This is a genomic window from Citrobacter sp. Ce104 (assembly GCF_030334595.1).
GTDB classification, from domain to species: Bacteria; Pseudomonadota; Gammaproteobacteria; order Enterobacterales; family Enterobacteriaceae; genus Citrobacter; species Citrobacter europaeus.
Map to the genome: position 1 here is coordinate 1 of NZ_JAOWDP010000045.1, position 20,521 is coordinate 20,521.

Below are 20,521 nucleotides of genomic sequence, written 5' to 3' on the forward strand. Positions count from 1 at the left end.
TGTAAGTATCCCGCATAATCGTGCCATTCACATTTAGAGCTCATCCGGCATAATCAATCTGCCAACGAAGGAGAGCGCTATGCGTAAAGCCCGTTTTACTGAGCATCAGATCATCGCTGTGATTAAGTCGGTTGAAGCCGGACGAACCGTTAAAGATGTCTGCCGGGAGGCCGGTATCTCTGAAGCCACCTACTACAACTGGAAATCCAGATACGGCGGCATGGAGGCTTCTGATATTAAAAAGATCAAGGATCTTGAGGACGAGAATCGGCGTCTCAAACAGATGTTTGCCGACCTGAGCCTTGAGAACCGGGCGCTGAAAGACGTTATCGAAAAAAAGCTTTAAAACCAGCCTTTAAGCGTGAGCTGGTCACTCATCTGATAACGACATTTGGACTCAGTATCCGTCAGGCCTGCCGGAGTCTGAACCTGAGCAGAACGGTTTACCATTACCGTCCGGATACCACGCGTGACGAACCTGTTATTGTCGCGTTGCAGGCAGTGGCAGAGCGATACCCACGATACGGTTTTCCAAAACTTTTCCAGGTTCTGCGGCGGCAGGGATACCCGTGGAATCACAAAAGGATCCATCGTATTTATTGTCTGCTGAAGCTGAATTTTCGCCGTAAAGGCAAACAACGGTTGCCGGTGCGTAATCCCTCGCCACTGGCCACACCGGAAGCGCTGAACCAGAGCTGGTCTGTCGATTTTATGCATGATGCTCTGGTCTGTGGCCGTCGTTTTCGCACGTTCAATGTCGTTGATGACTTTAACCGTGAGGCATTGTCGATTGAAATCGATCTGAATCTGCCAGCTTTGCGCGTGGTCCGTGTACTCGACAGGATTGCGGCAAATCGCGGCTATCCGGTCATGCTACGCATGGATAATGGTCCGGAATTTATCTCTCTGGCACTGGCTGAATGGGCAGAGCAACATGCAGTAAAACTGGAATTTATTCAGCCGGGTAAGCCGACGCAGAACGCTTTTATTGAGCGCTTTAACCGGACATACCGTACAGAAATACTCGATTTTTATCTGTTCAGAACGCTGAGTGAAGTGCGGGAAATTACGGAGAAATGGTTGTCAGAATATAACTGTGAACGCCCGCATGAATCACTGAACAATATGACACCGGAGGAATACCGACAGCACCATTATTTGGCCGGGATCTCAAAAAATGCATGGAACTAAAACGGGTCTATTTACACAGGAACCACGTTAGCTGGTTGCGGTGTATCAGCAAAGGCATACGCCGAAACAGCTAAAACAGCAAAAGAGGTGTCCTGGATGTTGGCCGACAGAATTGCAGGATTAAGCCTGAGTGACTGGGCAATCATTGTCGGTATCGCATGTACCGTTATCACCTGTGCAGTGAACTGGTATTTCCGCTGGAAAGAACGGGAGGATCGGCGCAATGGTTATGCCAGCAAAGTTGAAGAATAAACTGAGCGCAGCGGTCGTTGGTTTGATTCTTGCGGGGGCTTCCGCGCCCGTGATTCTCGATCAGTTTCTGGATGAAAAAGAGGGTAACAGCCTGACAGCATATCGCGACGGCGGCGGAATCTGGACTATTTGCCGTGGCGCCACGATAGTTGATGGTAAGCCAGTAGTTCAGGGCATGAAGCTGTCTGCTGAGAAATGCACCCAGGTAAACGCCATTGAGCGCGACAAGGCGCTGGCATGGGTTGAGCGAAATATCAAGGTACCACTGACAGAACCACAGAAAGCCGGGCTCGCATCTTTCTGCCCATATAACATCGGTCCCGGAAAATGCTTCCCGTCTACTTTCTATAAGCGAATTAATACAGGCGACCGTAAAGGTGCCTGTGAAGCGATCCGCTGGTGGATTAAAGACGGTGGCCGCGATTGTCGCCTGACCAAAGGCCAGAAGAATGGCTGCTACGGGCAGGTAGAACGGAGGGACCAGGAAAGCGTGCTGGCGTGCTGGGGGATAGACCCGTGAACAGAACCCTGATTTTTGTTGGGATTGTAGCGGTGACTATTATCGCGGTTCTCAGTGTATTACTGGCGCGCAGTAGCATAGCGCTGGAAAAGACTCAGAGTGATAACCGGGTTTTGCGCAGTGATAACGCGCTGCAAGCGACGGTAATAACCACTCAGGCTTTCAACTTCAACCGGTTTAATCAGGTTGCGGAAAACGCCAGTCGCTTAAATTCGCTCATTGATGCGGGTATCGAAAAGACCGTCATCGAATACCGGGAGATCCTTCGATATGAAAAAAACTGTGATCTACCTGTTCCTGCTGATGTCGCTGGCGGGCTGCTCAACTACGCGAACCGTTTACGTGCCAGCTCAATGTACTCCGATTCCGGGGACGCTGACGCAACCGGTGATAGTCCCGTTGCCTCCCGCGCGCTGACGTACTGCCAGGCCGTACTCTGGATTAAACCTCTTCTTGCAGCAATAGAGAAGGCAAACAACCAACTTGCAGGGATTAGAGAAATTGAAGAGATAAAAAGGCAGAGGCCGGTTGTAAGCGATGCGGTAATTAGAAAACATAAAAATAATTTTGCCCTATAGGATTATGTAAATTAATTGTAAGTATGTTTTTTAATTTCTCATTAATTAATGACATGGATGTGTTTGCGCGAAATAATAACCGCCTCGTTAATTTTTATGGTTTTTTTTAACTATACTATAACCACAGCGACTTGCTGGAGAATAAATTGGAGTTTTCCATGAACTTTTACTCAATGAACATATCTCCTGATCAATCTAAGAACAAGGATAGAAAAAATGATGATGAGGAAAAGAATAAAACTAAAAAAACACAAAAGTAAACATAATGCTTTGTTGTTTTCTTAGTAATTTAAAGGTGGTTTTATGACAGATCGTCCTGATATAGTTGATCCGATGCCTGAAGATTTACCCTTCCCTGGAGAAGATAAACCTATTTATCCAGATGACGGAGAACCCTCAGAGCCAAATGATCCCGAAATTGAAAGGGATTCTCCTAAATGATACGCATCATAATAAACCGTCGTAATCTAGGCGGTTTTTTATGTGTTGAGAATTCGATTAGAACTTCGTATAAATGAAATTTAAAAAATAAGCAATGTTGTTTATTTTTGCTACTTATGTGTTCTACGGTTTAAATGGCTCGGTGTGAGCCATTTATTATTTAACGCCGCCCAATCAAAAAACCAATTATAAACGCGGTTGTCGCAGCTACGGCGACGCACGTTATTGGATTGGACTCTATCTGACTCTTGATGTTATCTGTACTTGTTCGCACTGCATCCCCTGCTCTGGATGCGTATTTTCTTGCTGTATCATTAAATTTATGGTCAGGTGACTCCAGAGCCTCACCATAACTTTCCTCCAGCTCACCATGAATAATATGGTTTTTATCTTTTTTTATACCAAACATAAACTAAATCTCCAATAATTAGTGATCTATAAAGTATAGCAGTTAGAATAAATGCACATGGAAAACGCTGATAATGATTTGATATATATTGAAATGTTCTAATAATTTTATTTGATATATTTTCAGGAGCTATAGGAGATATGCTATGTGATATCTAACCTATAATCAAAGTGAATCGATTCCTTAAATTACCGGCATAATAGTTATGACTATTTTTTTGAGTAGTACTGTAAAAGGAAAAATCGTGACACAGGATGAATGGTTACATTCGTTAAATGAGTGGGAAGATGAAGGCGGTTCATATTCTCATACTGATGAATTTATTGAAGTTGTAAAGGACAGGAAAGGTGACTGGGTTGTGAAGAATCCCGATGATTATTCCAGCGCCTAATGAAGTGCTGTTACAATTACGGTGAAAAAGGAAATAATTTTCATTGCTAATCTTCGGGCTAATTCAGGGTATTGCTGTAGGTATGCATGACTATGATAAATAGTTATAATGTCAAATATACGAGAATAGTTGGTTAATAAATGAACTGATTGTGATATGGTGAACCACACTCATTTAAAGGTTAACCATCATGTCATATTTTGATAACGCAATGCGTCGCGTTGGCCTTGTAGCCAGCATGACTGTTATGTGTCCGATATGTGGGCATAATTCCACACAGTCCACCACGAAAGTACGACAGCAACAGGCGTTGCTTTGTCCTAAATGTAAATCGCTATTTGTCATTCACAACAAGTAGTTCGCAAGAGAAATAAACTCAAGCCTCGCAATTGCGGGGCTTTTCTATGCATATTGCACGCGTACATCAAAGAGATGTATTTCAGTTGGTGGGCCAGGGAAAACCGTTTACTCCTCGAGGTTCTGCCGTGCGACGAACTCACTCGTGAAAGGAATTGAAAATTAACGACACTCACCTGAGGCTGATTGCCCGGAAGGGCAGATGTCTGAATTTGCTGGTGTTATACCCCAATAGGATCCTGCTGGGCCTGCACATCCAGACAGTAGAAGAGCTGAAATTAAAGCGAAATATTTCACGATACTTTTCCTTAGAAATGAATAAATGCCGTTTTAAACCCTATCTATAACTATCTGATTACGTTTATATCATCAGAGGGTGCTGGATGGAAACTAAGAGTGAAGAAGGTACTCCCGAACAGACTGCCAGTCACTGGGCTAGGGGCAATGGCACAGAGTTTGGCGCATTTTGTTCATATAATTTGATAATCATTATAATTTTCGGGTCCTTTCTGGCAATCAGAGCTGTTACGGGGCGGCGACCGCGCAGATTCTCGCTATTTATGAAAATTTTCAGGCATTTGCCGTTTCCGTTCTTCTTCTCGCTAATTCATTGTTTTAACTGTAAACACCCCCTGAAAAGAAAGGAAATGATAAGCCTAAAAAACGGCTAAATAGCCAGAGGGCGTTTCCTTTCTCTGTTTTTGTGTATGGAGTGAGCTATGGAGGTCAACAAAAAGCGTCTTTCTGAAATATTTGGGGTCAGCGTGCGAACCATTCAGAACTGGCAGGATCAGGGAATGCCTGTAGCACGTGGCGGTGGAAAAGGTAATGAGGTCCTCTATGAATCTTCCGCGGCTATCGAATGGTTTTCCGCACGCGACGCGGCGATTGAGAATGAGAAATTACGGAAGGAGGTGGAAGACCTTCGTCTTGCATCGGAATCCGACCTTCAGCCAGGTACGATTGACTATGAGCGTCACCGCCTCACCCGAGCGCAGGCAGATGCCCAGGAACTAAAAAATGCAAAAGATTCCGCTGAGGTGGTGGAAACCGCATTCTGTACGTTCGTGCTGTCGCGGATGGCCGGAGAAGTAGCCAGCATTCTTGATGGAGTTCCTCTGTCGGTTCAGCGGCGCTTCCCGGAGCTGGAAAACCGACATATTGATTTCCTCAAGAAGGACATCATTAAAGCCATGAACAAAGCAGCTGCGCTGGATGAAATAATACCGGGGTTGCTGAGTGAATATATCGAACAGTCAGGTTAAGGGGCTGCAGCACTCTGCGCGCACGGGTCTACTTTCGCTGTACCGACCTGAGCCGCAAACGGCGGTTGAATGGGCAGACGATAATTACTATCTCCCCAAAGAGTCGGCCTACCAGGAAGGGCGCTGGGAAACGTTGCCGTTTCAGCGCGCGATCATGAATGCGATGGGTAACGACTACATTCGTGAAGTTAACGTTGTTAAGTCTGCCCGTGTTGGCTATTCAAAAATGTTGCTGGGTGTTTATGCGTATTTTATACAGCACAAGCAGCGAAATTCCCTTATCTGGCTGCCCACGGATGGTGACGCCGAAAACTTCATGAAGTCGCATGTTGAGCCGACGATTCGCGATATTCCGTCACTTCTGGCGCTGGCCCCCTGGTATGGCAAAAAGCACCGGGATAATACGCTCAGTATGAAACGTTTCTCCAACGGTCGCGGGTTCTGGTGTCTGGGTGGTAAGGCGGCGAAAAACTATCGTGAAAAGTCAGTGGATGTTGCCGGCTATGACGAACTCGCTGCTTTTGATGAGGATATTGAGAAAGAGGGTTCCCCGACGTTTCTCGGTGACAAACGTATTGAGGGCTCTGTCTGGCCCAAATCTATTCGCGGATCAACGCCAAAAACAAAGGGAACCTGCCAGATTGAGCGTGCTGCCAGCGAATCCGGGCATTTCATGCGTTTTCATGTTGCCTGTCCGCACTGTGGTGAAGAGCAGTACCTTAAATTCGGCGACAAAGAGACCCCGTTCGGGCTGAAATGGACACCGGGCGAACCCTCCAGCGTCTTTTACCTGTGTGAACATAATGCCTGCGTCATTAAGCAGCAGGAGCTGGATTTCACTGAAGCACGTTACATCTGCGACACCACCGGGATCTGGACGCGCGACGGTTTATCCTGGTTTTCATCAACAGGCACCGAAATCGACCCGCCAGACAGCGTGACGTTTCACATCTGGACGGCATACAGCCCGTTTACCACTTGGATACAGATCGTCAAAGACTGGCTAAAAACGAAAGGGGATACCGGAAAGCGTAAAACCTTCGTGAACACCACTCTGGGCGAAACATGGGAGCCTAAAATTGGTGAACGGCCTGATGCGGAGCTCATGGCCGAACGCAAAGAGTTCTTCGGCGCATCCGTACCGGAGCGTGTTGCTTATCTGACAGCCGGGATCGACTCCCAACTGGATCGATATGAAATGCGCGTCTGGGGATGGGGACCCGGTGAGGAAAGCTGGCTGATTGACCGGCAGATCATTATGGGCCGTCATGATGATGAAGCGACCCTCGTCAGGGTGGACGAGGCGATTAACCGAACCTATTCCCGAAAGAATGGCGTGGAAATGTCGGTATCCCGTATCTGCTGGGATATCGGCGGTATTGACCCCACCATTGTCTACAATCGCTCAAAAAAGCATGGTCTGTTTCGCGTGATCCCGATTAAAGGGGCTTCCGTTTACGGTAAGCCCGTCGCGAATATGCCGCGTAAACGCAACAAGAACGGCGTTTATCTGACGGAAGTGGGGACTGATACCGCAAAGGAGCAGATTTATAACCGCTTCACACTTCAGCCGGAAGGGAGTGAACCTCTTGCCGGTGCCGTGCATTTTCCCAATAACCCCGAAATTTACGATCTGGCTGAGGCACAGCAACTGACTGCTGAGGAGCAGGTTGAAAAATGGGTGGACGGGCGTAAGAAAATCGTCTGGGACAGCAAAAAGCGACGAAATGAAGCGCTGGACTGCTTCGTTTATGCGCTGGCGGCCCTGCGGATCAGTATTTCGCGATGGCAACTGAATCTTGATTCACTGCTCGCGAGCCTGCTGGAGGAAGAGGGGGGGCGGACCAATAACAAAACCCTGGCTGATTATGCCCGGGCATTATCTGGAGATGAATAATGGCGACACAGACTGATCTGGATGCCGCCCGTGCTGCGTTGCATGACCTCATGATGGGAAAGCGGGTGGCAACGGTGCAAAAAGACGGCCGGCGGGTTGAGTTCACTGCGACTTCAGTCAGTGACCTGAAGAAATACATTGCCGAACTTGAGTCACAGGTTGGCACCACTCCACGACGCCGGGGACCGGCAGGATTTTACGCATGAAAACACCTGCTTTGTTAGGACCGGACGGCAAAACCGCTCTGCGGGATTATGCCGGATATCACGGCGGTGCTGGTGGCTTTGGTGGTCAGCTCCGCGCCTGGAATCCACCGAGTGAAAGCGCAGATGCTGCGTTATTGCCTAATTTTTCCCGTGGTAACGCGCGCGCTGACGATCTGGTCCGCAATAACGGCTATGCGGCAAACGCGGTACAGCTCCATCAGGACCACATTGTCGGGTCGTTTTTCCGGCTCAGTTATCGCCCCAGCTGGCGTTTTCTGGGCATTGGGGAGGAAGAGGCCCGGGCGTTCTCCCGTGAAGTTGAGGCGGCCTGGAAAGAATTTGCGGAGGATGATTGCTGCTGCATTGATGCGGAACGTAAGCGTACATTCACCATGATGATCCGCGAAGGTGTTTCCATGCATGCGTTTAACGGTGAGTTATGTGCACAGGCCACCTGGGACAGTGATTCCACGCGTCTTTTCCGCACACAGTTCAAGATGGTGAGCCCAAAACGCATCAGCAACCCCAATAATGCCGGAGACACGCGAAACTGTCGGGCAGGTGTCAGAACAAATGACAGTGGCGCCGCGCTGGGATATTACGTCAGCGAGGATGGCTATCCGGGGTGGATGGCGCAGAAGTGGACCTACATACCGCGTGAACTGCCCGGCGGGCGGCCTTCCTTTATCCACGTATTTGAACCCCTGGAAGATGGGCAGACACGCGGTGCCAACGTGTTTTACAGCGTCATGGAGCAAATGAAAATGCTCGATACGCTGCAGAATACGCAGCTCCAGAGCGCAATTGTCAAGGCGATGTATGCCGCCACGATTGAAAGTGAGCTGGATACGCAAACCGCGATGGACTTTATTCTCGGCTCAGACAGTAAAGAGCAGCAAAGCAAGATGACCGGCTGGCTGGGGGAGATGGCCTCGTACTATACCGCGGCGCCGGTTCGTCTCGGCGGCGCGAAGGTGCCGCATCTGATGCCGGGCGACTCCCTGAATCTCCAGTCAGCGCAGGATACTGATAACGGCTATTCGACGTTTGAACAATCTTTGCTGCGCTACATTGCTGCAGGGCTGGGTGTGTCGTATGAGCAACTCTCTCGCAACTATTCGCAGATGAGTTATTCCACCGCCCGCGCGAGTGCTAACGAGTCATGGGCGTACTTTATGGGGCGTCGCAAATTTGTTGCCTCCCGCCAGGCCTGTCAGATGTTTTTATGCTGGCTGGAAGAGGCCATTGTTCGCCGGGTGGTGACATTACCTTCTAAAGCCCGGTTCAGTTTTCAGGAGGCGAGAAGCGCCTGGGGAAATGCTGACTGGATCGGCTCCGGGCGAATGGCCATTGACGGACTGAAGGAGGTGCAGGAGGCCGTCATGCTCATTGAGGCGGGGCTGAGCACCTATGAGAAGGAATGCGCCAAACGCGGGGAAGACTATCAGGAAATCTTTGCCCAGCAGGTTCGTGAAACGATGGAGCGCCGTGCTGCGGGACTTAAACCGCCAGCGTGGGCGGCTTCGGCCTTTGAGTCTGGACTGAAAAAATCGAATGAGGAGGGGACCGATGACGCCAGAGCTGCGTAATCTCCCGCACATTGCCAGTATGGCTTTCAATGAGCCGCTTTTACTTGAACCCGCCTATGCGCGGGTTTTCTTTTGCGCGCTCGCTGGTCAGTTAGGTATCACCCGTCTGACCGACACCGTGTCGGGCGTGACGCTTGGCGCAGAGCAGATGGCTGAACCGCTGGCACTCTTTGGTGATGATGAGGAAATGGGGCCAAAGCCGGCGCGAAGCTACCAGATCACTGATGGTATCGCGGTGCTGCCTGTTTCCGGGACGCTGGTCAGTAAAACCCGCTCACTCCAGCCGTATTCGGGGATGACGGGGTACAACGGCATCATCGCGCGCCTCCAGCAGGCCATCAGTGACCCGGGTGTAGACGGCATTCTTCTGGATATGGATACGCCAGGTGGAATGGTGGCGGGTGCTTTTGACTGTGCGGACATCATCGCCCGCATGCGGGATATCAAACCCATATGGGCGTTAGCCAACGATATGAACTGCAGCGCTGGCCAGTTGATTGCCAGTGCGGCATCGCGTCGGCTTGTGACGCAGACGGCCAGAACGGGATCCATCGGGGTCATGATGGCCCACAGCAATTACGGCGCCGCCCTTAAAACCAGCGGCGTTGAGGTCACGTTGATTTACAGCGGCGATCACAAGGTGGACGGGAACCCCTACGAGAAATTACCCAAAGAGGTACGTGCAGATTTTCAGGCGCGTATCGACGCTACCCGGCAGATGTTCGCTGAAAAGGTGGCAGGTTATACCGGCATGTCGATTCAGGCCGTTCTTGATACTGAAGCAGCTGTGTTTTCAGGCCAGGAATCAGTAGACAACGGCCTGGCGGAGCAGCTGGTCAACAACATGGATGCGCTGAACGTTATGCGCGATGCAATTAATAAACGAACGATGATTTCCCGAGGAGGAAGCATGAAAGGTACTACTGCATCCGCAGATACCACTCAACCAGCAGCATCTGCTGACCAGACCGTGACCACCGTTGACGCGCCTGCTGTGGTCGTTACTGACCCTGCCGCGGGCGCAACTGTTGATATCAGCAGCCAGGTGGCAGCGGCGGTCGCAGCCGAAAACGGCCGCATTATGGGGATCCTGAACTGTGAAGAAGCGAAAGGGCGTGAATCACAGGCGCGTGCGCTGGCAGAAACGCCGGGAATGACCGTGGAAAGTGCCCAGCGCATTCTTGCCGCAGCACCTCAGAGTGCTCTGGCGCGCACGGATACCGCGCTGGATCGTCTGATGGAAACCGCACCCGGCACCGTAACGGCAGGTAACGCTTCTGCTGAGGCGGGTGACGATTTGTTAAATACGCCTGTTTAAGAGGTCAACATGTCTAACACTGAACAATTTACTCACAATCAGCCCCTCGGGAACAGTGATCCGGCGCATACCGGTTATGCACCCGGTGAACTGACGAAAGCAGTACCGGCGATGACGCCTCTGATGCTGGATGCCACTTCCGGCAAGCTGAACGTCTGGGATGGCCAGCATGCTGGGGCTGCCTGTGGCATTCTGGCTGTTTCCGCGGACCAGAGCAGCACTGAGCTGGCATTCTATAAGTCCGGCTCTTTCCGTATTGAAGATGTGCTCTGGCCGGATGCGGTGACGGATGAACACATCAAACGCAACGCATTCGCAGGTACAGCCATCAGTATCGTCTGACATCCGACTTAACACTAACCATCATCCACAGAAGCCGCCATCGCGGCTTTTTTTACGGGAAAAATCTATGTCAATTTACACAACGGCCCAACTGCTGGCGGTCAATGAGAAGAAATTCAAATTCGATCCGCTTTTCCTGCGTATCTTCTTCCGTGAAAGCTACCCCTTCAGCACCGAGAAGGTGTATCTGTCGCAAATCCCGGGCATGGTCAACATGGCGCTGTACGTCTCGCCTGTTATTTCCGGCAAGGTTATCCGCTCCCGTGGTGGCGCAACGTCAGAGTTTACGCCGGGTTACGTCAAGCCCAAGCACGAGGTAAACCCGCAGATGACGCTGCGCCGCCTGCCGGATGAAGACCCGCAAAATCTGGCTGACCCGGCCTACCGCCGCCGTCGCATTATCCTGCAGAACATGAAGGATGAAGAACTGGCGATTGCTCAGGTGGAAGAGAAACAGGCTGTGGCTGCTGTTCTCAACGGTAAATACACCATGACCGGCGAAGCGTTTGAACCGGTTGAGGTGGATATGGGACGCAGTGCCGGAAACAACATCATCCAGGCAGGTGCTGCGGCATGGAGCACCCGCGACAAAGAAACCTATGATCCCACTGACGATATTGAAACCTATGCGCTGAACGCCAGCGGCGTGGTCAATATTATCGTCTTTGATCCGAAGGGCTGGGCGTTGTTCCGTTCATTCAAAGCGGTAAAAGAGAAGCTCGACACCCGTCGCGGTTCTAACTCTGAACTGGAAACGGCGCTGAAAGATCTGGGTGAAGCGGTCTCCTATAAGGGAATGTATGGCGATGTGGCCATTGTCGTTTACTCCGGGCAATACATTGAAGACGACACCAAAAAGAACTACCTGCCGGATTTGAGCATGGTGCTGGGTAATACCCAGGCGCGCGGTTTGCGCACCTACGGCTGCATTCAGGATGTTGATGCCCAGCGTGAAGGCATTAACGCTTCCACGCGTTATCCGAAAAACTGGGTACAGACAGGCGATCCGGCGCGTGAGTTCACCATGATTCAGTCTGCACCGCTGATGCTGCTGGCTGACCCGGATGCGTTCGTGTCTGTCAAACTCGCCTGATATTCATCTGTGGTCCTGCGGGGCCCTGTTCTGGAGTTGTTCTTATGACTGAAAAAGAAAAGTTGATTGCGCGGCTTAATGAGCTTGGCGCGCAGCTTGGTCGGGAAGTGAATACCAGTGGCACCATTCAGGAGCTCTCTATGCGCATTGCGGAGCTGGAGGAAGAACTGGATGAAGGCACGGATACCGATAGTGTTGAAAATGGTGGCGTGAGTGATGGTAGTGCATCCACCGGCGCCGTAGACCCCGTGCCGCCAGTGGATACTGTATTAAGCGATAGAACAGATGACGCGCTGACGGCAGTCGAAACGCTGGTCACGCTTCACATTGATGCGCTGCACGCGACCCGCGATGAACGGGTATCTATTGTGGAGGCGGGGACCGTGATCCGCGTGACAGAAGCGGATGCGGACAGCCTGGTTGCACTTGGGCTGGTCCGCGAGCACTAACAGGGGGCTGTGTGGCTGATTTCGATAACCTTTTTGATGCTGCAATAACACAGGCCGATGACACTATTCGGCAGGTTATGGGGACTTCTGCAACAGTAACGTCCGGCGCTATTTCTGGCGTCACGTTGAGTGGTGTTTTCGATGATCCGGAAAATATCGGTTACGCCACACCCGGCATCCGTGTCGAGGGGACCAGCCCGTCGCTGTTTGTGAAATCAGCAACGATTGGGCAGCTTGCACGGCTGGACTCGCTGGATATTAACGGAAAGCCTTTCTGGGTTGATCGTATTGGTCCTGATGACTGTGGCTCCTGCCATATCTGGCTTGGTACGGGTTCTCCTCCCGCAGCGACCCGGCGCCGTTAAGGGGGAACTATGTCTTTAAAAGGGCTTGAACAGGCTATAGCAAACCTGAACAGCATCAGCAATACGGCGGTTCCGCGGGCCTCGGCGCAGGCTGTTAACCGTGTCGCCACCCGGGCAGTCAGCCGAAGCGTTGCCGTTGTTTCGAAAGATACGCGGGTGCCACGCAAGCTGGTAAAACAACGCGCTAGGATAAAACGCGCCACGGCGAAAAAGCCGATGGCAATGATCCGCGTGAACCGGGGCAACCTGCCCGCGATAAAGCTCGGTACCGCCAGCGTACGGTTATCCCGCAGAAAACGGGACAAAAAAGGGGCCAATAGTGTGTTGCGTATTGGCCCTTTTCGTTTCCCCGGGGCCTTTATTCAACAACTGGAAAATGGTCGCTGGCATGTGATGCGACGGACATCCAGACCCCGCTATCCGATCGAAGTGGTCAGCATTCCACTGGCAGCGCCACTGACGACCGCATTTAAAGATGAGCTGCCGAAGCTCATGGAATCGGATATGCCTAAAGAACTTCGGGCATCCCTTAAAAACCAACTCAGGCTGATTCTGAAACGATGAAACACACTGATATTAGAAAGACGATTATTGATGCGCTGGAGAGCCATATTGGTAAAGACGCGCTCTATTTTGACGGACGTCCAGCAGTACTGGAGGAGGGGGATTTTCCGGCGGTCGCTGTCTTCCTGACGGATGCCGGGTATACCGGCGAAGAACTGGATGCTGATATCTGGCAGGCCACGCTGCATATCGAAATCTTTTTACCGGCGCAGGTACCCGATTCCGAGCTCGATGACTGGATGGAGTCACGTATTTATCCGGTGCTTGGCAATGTGCCAGGACTTTCTCTGCTGATCAATAACATGGTGCAGCAGGGGTATGACTACCAGCGCGATGACGATCTTGGGCTGTGGAGTTCGGCTGATCTGAAATATTCCATTACTTACGAAATGTGAGGACGTAATGACTACACCAAACCCACTGGCGCCGGTAAAGGGTGCCACCACCACGCTCTGGATTTATTCCGGATCGGGTAACCCCTTCGCCAACCCATTATCGGATGTTGACTGGACGCGCCTGGCAAAGATTAAAGACCTGCAGCCCGGTGAACTGACTGCCGAATCAAACGACGACACCTATCTGGACGACGAAGATGCCGACTGGACTGCTACCGCGCAGGGGCAGAAATCGGCGGGGGAGGCCAGTTTTACGCTGGCCTGGAAACCTGCCGAGAGCGGGCAGCAGGATCTGGTTCGCTGGTTTGATGACGGTACCGTGCTGGCGTACAAAATCAAATACCCGAATGGCGCCATCGATGTGTTCCGTGGCTGGGTAAGCAGCCTGGGTAAAACGGTGACGGCAAAAGACACCATTACCCGTTCTGTCAAAATCAGCAACAACGGCAAACCAGGTCTTGCTGAAGACAGCGCTGCTGCAGCGATTGCCGTAACCGGCGTCAGCCTGGATAAATCGACCACCACCGTTGCGGTTGCTGCCACCACCACGCTGAATGTCACCGTGGCGCCAGCCAGCGCAAGCGATCAATCTTTCCGGGCCACCACCACGGATGCAGGTAAAGCCACAGTGACTGTCGCCGGTACGGTTCTGACAGTAACCGGCATTGCCGCCGGAACCGCCGACATTATCGTGATGACCAACGACGGGCTTTTTGTCGCGACCTGTAAAGTCACCGTTTCCTGACTTCCGGGGCTGTGGCCCCGCTTTCTGGAGTAACCCATGTTTTTAAAAAGTGAGCCGTTCGAACGCAACGGTAAGACCGTCACGCTCTACGAACTGTCGGCGCTGCAGCGTATTGAGCATCTTGAACACCTGAAGACGCTGGAAAGTATCACCGATGCCGACATGCAGGCGGCGATGGATATGACGATTAAATCCGGCGCACTGCTGGTGGCCATGTCTTTATGGCATGGACATCCCCTGAAAGGGACGCACAAAACACCGAAAGAAGACGTTGAGCAGATCCAGAATGAAGTGCTGATGACCTGGCCACTGGAGATTATTTCCGCTGCAGAGTACAGCGTGAAGCTGCTGTCCGGCATGGTGCCGCTGCAGGAAGCGAATGATCCAGAGGATATCGCTGTGACTGAGCCGGTCAGTCTGGAAAAGTCCTCGCCAGCGAGCTGACATTCGTCCTGAAACTGGCGCGTGAATTTCGCCGCCCGGACTGGCGCGCCATGCTTGCTGGTATGTCGTCAACGGAATACGCCGACTGGCGAACGTTCTACCAGGACAATTTTTTTAATGATGCGCAACTGGATGCACATTTTTCCTCGCTGATGCATATCGTCATTACCGCGCTTGACCCCAAAACCACATCAACCCCTGCCAGCTTCAGCCTGCTTTCACCTTCTGCGGAGGATATTGCCGATGATGAACCTGGTGACGCTGTGCTGATGGCAAAGGCCGAGGGCATTTCAGGAGGTGTTCGCTATGGCCCAGACGGCAGTGGGTGACCTGGTCGTTAACCTTGACGTTAATTCGTCAAAGTTCAACGAGCAGATGGAGTACGTAAAAAGGCAGTTTAAGCAGACGGGTGACGCAGCGAATGACTCTGTTCTGAAGGTGCAGCAGTCATTTACCCGCCAGGAGAGCGCGGCGAAGAAGGCCGGTATTTCAGTCGGCCAGTACAACGCGGCGATGCGTATGCTGCCTGCGCAGTTTACGGATATCGCCACTCAGCTGGCCGGTGGGCAGAGTCCGTGGCTTATCCTGCTGCAGCAGGGCGGTCAGGTGAAAGACTCCTTCGGCGGTATTATTCCGACCTTTCGGGCGCTGCTGGGCACCATATCGCCGGTGATGGTAGGCGTTGGCGCGCTGGCTGCCGCCACTGGCGCGGTGGTTTACGCCTGGTATCAGGGCTCGTCCACGCTGTCTGATTTCAACAAAACGCTGGTTCTGTCCGGTAATACTGCCGGGCTGACCTCAAACCGCATGCTGGTGCTGGCGAAATCCGGCGAGCAGGCGGGACTCACGTTTAACCAGACCAGCAGCGCGCTGACGGAGCTGGTTAACGCCGGAGTGCGTGCCGGTGCCCGGTTCGATGAGATGAGTCAGGCGGTAGCGAAATTTACCGATGCGTCGGGTGTGCCGGTCGATAAGGTGGCGGCGGCATTCGGCAAACTGACGAACGATCCGACCTCTGGTCTGATTGCCATGGCGCAGCAGTTCCACAACGTTACCGCGGAACAGATTGCTTATGTGGCGCAACTGCAACGCGCCGGTGATGAAGCAGGGGCGCTGCAGGCAGCTAATGATGCGGCGACGAACGGTTTTCGTGAGCAGACAAAGAGCCTGCGCGACAATATGGGGTCGATTGAGTCTGCTGCCGACAGCCTGAAGCGTGCCTTTAAATCGATGTGGGATGCGGCGCTCGATATCGGGCGGCCTGACACCACGCAGGAGATGGTTGCCAAAGCGGAAGCGGCCTTTAAGCGGGCGGATGAAATCTGGAATCTGCGTAAAGGTGATGGTTATGTCAATGATGATGCGCGTGCCAGCTACTGGAACGATCGGGAGTCTGCCCGCCTTGCACTGGAAATGGCGCAGCAGCAGGCCAGCGTGGCAAAGGCCACTGAGGATAACGCCGCCCGCGAGGCGGTGATTGAATCTGACCGCCAGAAGTATGCCGCGCAAGCGCAGTCGAATTATGCAAAGACGCAGACTGCGCTGGAGAAGTACACGGCCCGTCAGAATGAACTGAACAAGGCGCTTAAAGACGGACGGATCCTCCAGGCTGACTACAACATCAATCTGGAAGCTGCGAAAAAAGAATACGACGACTCGCTGAAGAAACCCAAAGCCCCTTCAGCGGTAAAAACACCTGCAGGTGTAAAAAGTGTCGATACTGCCAGCGCGCAGACGCTGGAGCTGGAGGCGCAGTTACGCACTCTGCAGGAGCACAAGAGCATCACGGATACCATCAGCCAGCAGCGGCAGGAATTGTGGAAACAACAATCCCGCTTTTCGGTGCTGGAAGAGGCCGCCAAAAAGCGCGCGCTGACCGCCGATGAAAAATCGGTGCTGGCGAACAAAGACGAGGTACTGGCGCGGGCCGAAGTGAATGCCCGGTTGGGCGATCAGATTGTTGCCCAGGAACGGTTAAACCGCCTGCAGGACAGCTCGCAGAAGTACGTTACCCAGATTGGGGAGAAAACCCGGGCGCTTGTGGCCGGGGGCAGCATGAGCAGTCGCGGCGCGCAGCGGCAAAACGAAGAGGCACAGCTGCGGCAGGGCTGGATGAATGCCGGCGGTACGGACACCGATCAGGGTTATCAGAACGAACTGGATGCACTGAAGAAATATTATGCCGCACAGGACGAGCTCCGCGGCAACTGGCAGGCCGGGGCGAAATCAGCGTGGGCTGACTATGCCGATTCAGCAGCTGATGCCTATGGCTCGATGAAGTCTGCTGCTTCAGCCACATTCGATGGTATCAGCCAGAATATGGCCGATATGCTGACGACAGGGAAAGCAAACTGGGCAGATTTCACCCGTTCCACGTTGTCGATGCTGACGCAGATCCTAATGAAGCAGGCCATGACCGGCCTGGTCAGTTCTGCCACGTCAGCGCTGGGTTTTGCTGGTGGTGGTTATACCGGGTCCGGCGGCAAGTATGAGCCTGCAGGTGTGGTGCACCGTGGAGAGTTTGTCTTTACGCAGGAAGCCACCAACCGAATCGGTGTCGGCAACCTTTATCGCATGATGCGCGGCTATGCGACTGGTGGTCTGGTCGGGGGGAGTGGCGGTGGCGTTGCTTCTCCTTTTGGTGTCAGCGTGTATGCGCCGGTTTCGGTTACAACAGGCCAGGGGGATTCCGGTCAGCAGAAAGGAAACGGCGATGCGCTGGGGAAAGCCTATCAGCAGGTGATCAACAGTTCCATCAGGGAAGGTATCACCAGAGAAGTCCGACCCGGAGGCCTTATCTGGAATGCAACAAAACAGAGGTAAGCAATGGCGATTGAGCATTTTGCATGGCGGATTAAAGCATCCAGCCAGCCGACCCTGAAAAGTAAGGATATCGTCCGTACGGCGCAGTTTGGTGATGGCTATAAGCAGGTGTCAGGTGCCGGGATGAATGATGAAACGCTCAGTTATGAGTTTTCATTTACCGGCGAACCGCAAACCGTCCGGGATATTTATGCGTTCCTGCGGCGCCATAAGACGAAATCCTTTTCGTTTACCCCGCCAGGCGGTGATCTTGCGCTGTGGCGCGTTGAGGCAGACAGCCTGCAGCGCGTCACCAAAAGTAAAACGGTGGAAGCCGTATCAGCCACCTTTGAACAGGCGTTTGCACCATGAGCTTAAACAGTGATTATCAGAAACTTGAGCCGGGCAATGTTGTCCGGCTTTTTGAAGTCGATGGCACCGCATTTGGTGTTTCCGACGTTCTCCGCTTCCACGCCCACAATATTGCCCACACTCCCGATGAAATTGCTGCTGCTGGTGGAGATGACAATAAGCTCCCGGCGAAATCGATCTGGTGGCAGGGGCAGGAATATAAAGCCTGGCCCTGCCAGATCGAGGGTATTGAGACAGCGACCGACGGGACCAGCGCGCAGCCGACGCTGTCGGTCGCTAACCTTGACAGTTCCATGACGGCGCTGTGTCTTGCTTATGATGACCTGCTGCAGGCAAAGGTCACGATTCATGACACGCTGGCGCAGTATCTGGATGCGAAAAACTATCCGGAGGGCAACCCGTCAGCGGATCCGCAGCAGGAAAAGCTGAAGGTGTTTTACATTGACGCCAAGAGCACTGAAACCAACGAGGTGGTGGCGTTTACGTTGTCCAGTCCAATGGACCTGCAGGGGCTGATGATCCCGACGCGCCAGCTACATTCGCTTTGTACCTGGTGTATCCGTAACAAATATCGCTCAGGTGATGGATGTGACTATGCCGGAACGCGTTATTTCGACAAGCACAACAACCCGGTTAACGATCCGTCACTCGATGAATGCCCCGGTACGCTCACTGCGTGCAAGTTGAGGCATGGCGAGGGGAACGAGTTGCCGTTCGGTGGCTTCCCTGGCACATCCCTGATCAGGAGCTGATATGCGTCAGAAAATTATCGACGCTATTATGGCGCATGCTGCTGCTGAATATCCGCGCGAATGCTGCGGCGTAGTGGTGCAAAAAAGCAGGGTGCAGCGGTACATTCCCTGCCGTAATCTGGCAACCGATCCGACAGAGCATTTCCACCTGTCGCTGGAAGATTACGCCGCTGCCGAAGACTGGGGAACAGTGATTGCCATTGTCCACAGCCACCCGGATGCCACGACGCAGGCGAGCGAACTGGATAAGGCACAGTGTGACGCTACGTTACTTCCCTGGCATATCGTCAGCTGGCCGGAGGGAGATGTACGTACTATCCAGCCGCGGGGCGAGCTGCCGCTACTGGAGCGACCATTTGTGCTCGGTCACTTCGATTGCTGGGGGCTGGTGATGAGCTATTTCCGGCAAACGCATGGCATTGAGCTGACGGATTACCGCGTGGATTATCCCTGGTGGGAAGACAGTTATCCCGAAAACTTCTACCACGATTGCTGGTATGAATGCGGATTCCGTGAATTCAGCGGCGCACCGCAGCCAGGTGATATGGTTATCATGCAGGTCCAGGCTAATAAGTGGAACCATGCCGGGATCCTGCTCGAAGGTAATATGTTACTCCACCATCTTTATGGCCATTTGAGTCAGCGAGTGCCTTACGGTGGCTACTGGCAGGAACGGACGATGAAGGTTCTACGGCATAAGTCTCTGTGCTAATCTTTTGCATTATCAAAAGGGGATAGGGATATGAAAAAAAACATATTATTGATTTCACTACTGGGTTTATTTGGTTGTAGTGCATCTTCCTTACAGGAAGGACAGCCTATTTATTCTGGTCATACCTCAAAGAGTGCTGCACAACTCAACAAATGCATGTCACCTAAGTGGCAGGAACTGCATCCACAGGCTACAAGTATAGAAACTGAAACTGGATATAGAATATCAGCCGCTGATGATTTATTTGGTGTTCTTTCGATGGCTATTATTCAAGATGACTCTGAGAGAGGGGCCGATGTGAAAGTCTATGCTGCAAATAAAGGTATCGGTGACCCGTGGGGTAAAATAGCGCGATCATGCATTTAATTTATTTCTGTTTTTCAAAGCCACGTTAGTGGCTTTTTTATTGGAGTAAATATGCAAGAAATAATGACTCGGATTGAACTAGGTGGCGCGTTAGGTAAAACATTTGGTAGAACCCATGACAGACTAATACGAACAACAGCAGAGGCTATCAATGCATTATCAAAAACAATTTGTGGATTTGAACAATATTTAAATACGAGTAAAAATCGTGGTCTAACGTATGCTGTATTTAAAGGGAAAAGAAATATTGGAAAAGATGATTTAGGTTTTCCAGTTACAGGAGAGGTGATAAGAATTATCCCTGTTGTAATTGGCAGTAAAAAGGCAGGCCTACTTCAAACAGTTTTAGGGGCTGTACTTGTTGTTGTTGGTGCTTTGGGGGCTACTATCGGCCAAGCATGGGGCGGTGCAGCTTGGGGCCCTGCCGCTATGAAAATAGGCGCTGCAATGATGCTTGGTGGTGTTGTTCAAATGCTTTCGCCACAGCCAGCAGGACTTGCCAGCAAACAGGATGCCGAAAATCGGGCATCGTATGCATTCGGTGGTGTAACTAACACTGCTGCTCAGGGTAATCCAGTTCCGCTTCTATACGGACGCAGGCGTATTGGTGGGGCGATCATCTCTGCTGGTATATACGTCGAAGACCAGCAATAACAAAATAATCTTCCTTTCAGGCTACCTTATGGTGGCTTTTTTTATGGGCGCA

At 52.0% G+C, this 20,521-nt stretch carries 28 protein-coding genes; 27 read left to right on the forward strand and 1 reads right to left on the reverse strand.

What is annotated here, in order from left to right; all coding sequences use genetic code 11:
* Positions 1-79 precede the first annotated feature (79 nt).
* The 5 genes from OGW16_RS02630 to OGW16_RS02650 all read left to right on the forward strand — a co-directional run bounded on the left by OGW16_RS02630 (position 80) and on the right by OGW16_RS02650 (position 2,982).
* A protein-coding gene (locus OGW16_RS02630; protein ID WP_218710987.1) for an IS3 family transposase occupies positions 80-1,191 on the forward strand; the annotation gives its coding sequence in 2 pieces (ribosomal slippage) (positions 80-341 and positions 341-1,191; 1,113 coding nt in all).
* Positions 1,192-1,200: 9 nt separating this feature from the next.
* Complete coding sequence (locus OGW16_RS02635) at positions 1,201-1,443, forward strand: phage holin (RefSeq protein ID WP_286517823.1); 243 nt, start codon at positions 1,201-1,203, stop codon at positions 1,441-1,443.
* Positions 1,415-1,963 (forward strand): lysozyme, encoded by a 549-nt coding sequence (locus tag OGW16_RS02640; RefSeq protein ID WP_286517733.1) that lies wholly within the window; start codon positions 1,415-1,417, stop codon positions 1,961-1,963. Before OGW16_RS02635 ends, OGW16_RS02640 begins: the two co-directional genes overlap by 29 nt.
* Entirely contained in the window at positions 1,960-2,541 is a 582-nt protein-coding gene (locus OGW16_RS02645) for a hypothetical protein (protein ID WP_286517736.1), read from the forward strand. The genes OGW16_RS02640 and OGW16_RS02645 overlap by 4 nt, the downstream gene beginning before the upstream one ends.
* Before the next feature lie 303 nt (positions 2,542-2,844).
* The gene (locus tag OGW16_RS02650) at positions 2,845-2,982 is read left to right on the forward strand and encodes a hypothetical protein (RefSeq protein ID WP_286517737.1); all 138 of its coding nucleotides are present in this window, start codon (positions 2,845-2,847) and stop codon (positions 2,980-2,982) included.
* A gap of 160 nt (positions 2,983-3,142) precedes the next feature.
* Here OGW16_RS02650 and OGW16_RS02655 read toward each other — a convergent pair whose 3' ends face one another.
* Positions 3,143-3,391 carry a hypothetical protein gene (locus OGW16_RS02655; RefSeq protein WP_047499049.1) on the reverse strand — a complete coding sequence of 83 codons (249 nt, stop codon included), beginning with the start codon at positions 3,389-3,391 and terminating at the stop codon, positions 3,143-3,145.
* Between the two features lie 244 nt (positions 3,392-3,635).
* On the opposite strand from OGW16_RS02655, the gene OGW16_RS02660 reads away from it, so the two are divergent.
* The 22 genes from OGW16_RS02660 (at position 3,636) to OGW16_RS02765 (ending at position 20,469) form a co-directional block, all read left to right on the forward strand.
* On the forward strand, positions 3,636-3,782 hold the full coding sequence (locus OGW16_RS02660) for a hypothetical protein (RefSeq protein WP_286517739.1): 147 nt from the start codon (positions 3,636-3,638) through the stop codon (positions 3,780-3,782).
* A 190-nt stretch (positions 3,783-3,972) separates the two neighbouring features.
* The gene (locus OGW16_RS02665) at positions 3,973-4,140 is read left to right on the forward strand and encodes a YnfU family zinc-binding protein (protein WP_219816768.1); all 168 of its coding nucleotides are present in this window, start codon (positions 3,973-3,975) and stop codon (positions 4,138-4,140) included.
* 718 nt (positions 4,141-4,858) lie between these two features.
* The gene (locus tag OGW16_RS02670) at positions 4,859-5,404 is read left to right on the forward strand and encodes a terminase small subunit (RefSeq protein ID WP_181219498.1); all 546 of its coding nucleotides are present in this window, start codon (positions 4,859-4,861) and stop codon (positions 5,402-5,404) included.
* Positions 5,379-7,301, forward strand: coding sequence for a phage terminase large subunit family protein (locus OGW16_RS02675; RefSeq protein ID WP_286517743.1), 1,923 nt, complete (start codon positions 5,379-5,381; stop codon positions 7,299-7,301). Before OGW16_RS02670 ends, OGW16_RS02675 begins: the two co-directional genes overlap by 26 nt.
* Entirely contained in the window at positions 7,301-7,507 is a 207-nt protein-coding gene (locus OGW16_RS02680) for a phage head-tail joining protein (protein ID WP_003034782.1), read from the forward strand. The genes OGW16_RS02675 and OGW16_RS02680 overlap by 1 nt, the downstream gene beginning before the upstream one ends.
* Positions 7,504-9,096, forward strand: a complete 1,593-nt coding sequence (locus OGW16_RS02685; RefSeq protein ID WP_003826190.1) for a phage portal protein — start codon at positions 7,504-7,506, stop codon at positions 9,094-9,096. Before OGW16_RS02680 ends, OGW16_RS02685 begins: the two co-directional genes overlap by 4 nt.
* The gene (locus OGW16_RS02690; RefSeq protein ID WP_286517745.1) at positions 9,077-10,414 is read left to right on the forward strand and encodes a S49 family peptidase; all 1,338 of its coding nucleotides are present in this window, start codon (positions 9,077-9,079) and stop codon (positions 10,412-10,414) included. The genes OGW16_RS02685 and OGW16_RS02690 overlap by 20 nt, the downstream gene beginning before the upstream one ends.
* Before the next feature lie 9 nt (positions 10,415-10,423).
* Positions 10,424-10,756: a head decoration protein gene (locus tag OGW16_RS02695; protein ID WP_286517747.1), complete on the forward strand. Its 333-nt coding sequence runs from the start codon at positions 10,424-10,426 to the stop codon at positions 10,754-10,756.
* A 67-nt stretch (positions 10,757-10,823) separates the two neighbouring features.
* Positions 10,824-11,849 carry a major capsid protein gene (locus OGW16_RS02700; protein ID WP_003034798.1) on the forward strand — a complete coding sequence of 342 codons (1,026 nt, stop codon included), beginning with the start codon at positions 10,824-10,826 and terminating at the stop codon, positions 11,847-11,849.
* 44 nt (positions 11,850-11,893) lie between these two features.
* The gene (gpFI, locus tag OGW16_RS02705) at positions 11,894-12,298 is read left to right on the forward strand and encodes a DNA-packaging protein FI (RefSeq protein ID WP_181219509.1); all 405 of its coding nucleotides are present in this window, start codon (positions 11,894-11,896) and stop codon (positions 12,296-12,298) included.
* An 11-nt stretch (positions 12,299-12,309) separates the two neighbouring features.
* The gene (locus OGW16_RS02710) at positions 12,310-12,663 is read left to right on the forward strand and encodes a head-tail joining protein (protein WP_003826199.1); all 354 of its coding nucleotides are present in this window, start codon (positions 12,310-12,312) and stop codon (positions 12,661-12,663) included.
* Positions 12,664-12,672: 9 nt separating this feature from the next.
* Positions 12,673-13,227 carry a phage tail protein gene (locus OGW16_RS02715; RefSeq protein ID WP_003826200.1) on the forward strand — a complete coding sequence of 185 codons (555 nt, stop codon included), beginning with the start codon at positions 12,673-12,675 and terminating at the stop codon, positions 13,225-13,227.
* Positions 13,224-13,622: a phage minor tail U family protein gene (locus tag OGW16_RS02720; RefSeq protein WP_286517751.1), complete on the forward strand. Its 399-nt coding sequence runs from the start codon at positions 13,224-13,226 to the stop codon at positions 13,620-13,622. The genes OGW16_RS02715 and OGW16_RS02720 overlap by 4 nt, the downstream gene beginning before the upstream one ends.
* Positions 13,623-13,629: 7 nt before the next feature.
* Complete coding sequence (locus OGW16_RS02725; protein WP_048216152.1) at positions 13,630-14,367, forward strand: phage tail protein; 738 nt, start codon at positions 13,630-13,632, stop codon at positions 14,365-14,367.
* 36 nt (positions 14,368-14,403) lie between these two features.
* A complete protein-coding gene (gpG, locus tag OGW16_RS02730) occupies positions 14,404-14,811 on the forward strand; it encodes a phage tail assembly chaperone G (RefSeq protein WP_286517753.1) in 408 nt (135 codons plus the stop codon).
* Between the two features lie 50 nt (positions 14,812-14,861).
* On the forward strand, positions 14,862-15,140 hold the full coding sequence (locus OGW16_RS02735) for a phage tail assembly protein T (protein ID WP_003034817.1): 279 nt from the start codon (positions 14,862-14,864) through the stop codon (positions 15,138-15,140).
* Complete coding sequence (locus tag OGW16_RS02740) at positions 15,118-17,634, forward strand: phage tail tape measure protein (RefSeq protein WP_286517754.1); 2,517 nt, start codon at positions 15,118-15,120, stop codon at positions 17,632-17,634. Before OGW16_RS02735 ends, OGW16_RS02740 begins: the two co-directional genes overlap by 23 nt.
* Positions 17,635-17,637: 3 nt before the next feature.
* Positions 17,638-17,985 carry a phage tail protein gene (locus OGW16_RS02745; protein WP_286517757.1) on the forward strand — a complete coding sequence of 116 codons (348 nt, stop codon included), beginning with the start codon at positions 17,638-17,640 and terminating at the stop codon, positions 17,983-17,985.
* Entirely contained in the window at positions 17,982-18,737 is a 756-nt protein-coding gene (locus tag OGW16_RS02750; RefSeq protein WP_286517758.1) for a phage minor tail protein L, read from the forward strand. The genes OGW16_RS02745 and OGW16_RS02750 overlap by 4 nt, the downstream gene beginning before the upstream one ends.
* A 1-nt stretch (position 18,738) precedes the next feature.
* The gene (locus tag OGW16_RS02755) at positions 18,739-19,449 is read left to right on the forward strand and encodes a C40 family peptidase (RefSeq protein WP_286517760.1); all 711 of its coding nucleotides are present in this window, start codon (positions 18,739-18,741) and stop codon (positions 19,447-19,449) included.
* A gap of 30 nt (positions 19,450-19,479) precedes the next feature.
* Entirely contained in the window at positions 19,480-19,815 is a 336-nt protein-coding gene (locus OGW16_RS02760; RefSeq protein WP_286517762.1) for a hypothetical protein, read from the forward strand.
* Between the two features lie 51 nt (positions 19,816-19,866).
* Positions 19,867-20,469: a tail assembly protein gene (locus OGW16_RS02765; RefSeq protein ID WP_137348426.1), complete on the forward strand. Its 603-nt coding sequence runs from the start codon at positions 19,867-19,869 to the stop codon at positions 20,467-20,469.
* Positions 20,470-20,521: the final 52 nt, after the last annotated feature.

Coding starts and splice junctions, on each gene's coding strand:
- OGW16_RS02640 (WP_286517733.1), top strand. CDS start 1,415: ATGGTTATGCCAGCAAAGTTGAAGAATAAACTGAGCGCAGCGGTCGTT.
- OGW16_RS02650 (WP_286517737.1), top strand. CDS start 2,845: ATGACAGATCGTCCTGATATAGTTGATCCGATGCCTGAAGATTTACCC.
- OGW16_RS02655 (WP_047499049.1), bottom strand. CDS start 3,391: ATGTTTGGTATAAAAAAAGATAAAAACCATATTATTCATGGTGAGCTG.
- OGW16_RS02665 (WP_219816768.1), top strand. CDS start 3,973: ATGTCATATTTTGATAACGCAATGCGTCGCGTTGGCCTTGTAGCCAGC.
- OGW16_RS02670 (WP_181219498.1), top strand. CDS start 4,859: ATGGAGGTCAACAAAAAGCGTCTTTCTGAAATATTTGGGGTCAGCGTG.
- OGW16_RS02680 (WP_003034782.1), top strand. CDS start 7,301: ATGGCGACACAGACTGATCTGGATGCCGCCCGTGCTGCGTTGCATGAC.
- OGW16_RS02685 (WP_003826190.1), top strand. CDS start 7,504: ATGAAAACACCTGCTTTGTTAGGACCGGACGGCAAAACCGCTCTGCGG.
- OGW16_RS02690 (WP_286517745.1), top strand. CDS start 9,077: ATGACGCCAGAGCTGCGTAATCTCCCGCACATTGCCAGTATGGCTTTC.
- OGW16_RS02695 (WP_286517747.1), top strand. CDS start 10,424: ATGTCTAACACTGAACAATTTACTCACAATCAGCCCCTCGGGAACAGT.
- OGW16_RS02700 (WP_003034798.1), top strand. CDS start 10,824: ATGTCAATTTACACAACGGCCCAACTGCTGGCGGTCAATGAGAAGAAA.
- gpFI (WP_181219509.1), top strand. CDS start 11,894: ATGACTGAAAAAGAAAAGTTGATTGCGCGGCTTAATGAGCTTGGCGCG.
- OGW16_RS02715 (WP_003826200.1), top strand. CDS start 12,673: ATGTCTTTAAAAGGGCTTGAACAGGCTATAGCAAACCTGAACAGCATC.
- OGW16_RS02720 (WP_286517751.1), top strand. CDS start 13,224: ATGAAACACACTGATATTAGAAAGACGATTATTGATGCGCTGGAGAGC.
- OGW16_RS02725 (WP_048216152.1), top strand. CDS start 13,630: ATGACTACACCAAACCCACTGGCGCCGGTAAAGGGTGCCACCACCACG.
- gpG (WP_286517753.1), top strand. CDS start 14,404: ATGTTTTTAAAAAGTGAGCCGTTCGAACGCAACGGTAAGACCGTCACG.
- OGW16_RS02735 (WP_003034817.1), top strand. CDS start 14,862: ATGCTTGCTGGTATGTCGTCAACGGAATACGCCGACTGGCGAACGTTC.
- OGW16_RS02740 (WP_286517754.1), top strand. CDS start 15,118: ATGGCCCAGACGGCAGTGGGTGACCTGGTCGTTAACCTTGACGTTAAT.
- OGW16_RS02745 (WP_286517757.1), top strand. CDS start 17,638: ATGGCGATTGAGCATTTTGCATGGCGGATTAAAGCATCCAGCCAGCCG.
- OGW16_RS02750 (WP_286517758.1), top strand. CDS start 17,982: ATGAGCTTAAACAGTGATTATCAGAAACTTGAGCCGGGCAATGTTGTC.
- OGW16_RS02755 (WP_286517760.1), top strand. CDS start 18,739: ATGCGTCAGAAAATTATCGACGCTATTATGGCGCATGCTGCTGCTGAA.
- OGW16_RS02760 (WP_286517762.1), top strand. CDS start 19,480: ATGAAAAAAAACATATTATTGATTTCACTACTGGGTTTATTTGGTTGT.
- OGW16_RS02765 (WP_137348426.1), top strand. CDS start 19,867: ATGCAAGAAATAATGACTCGGATTGAACTAGGTGGCGCGTTAGGTAAA.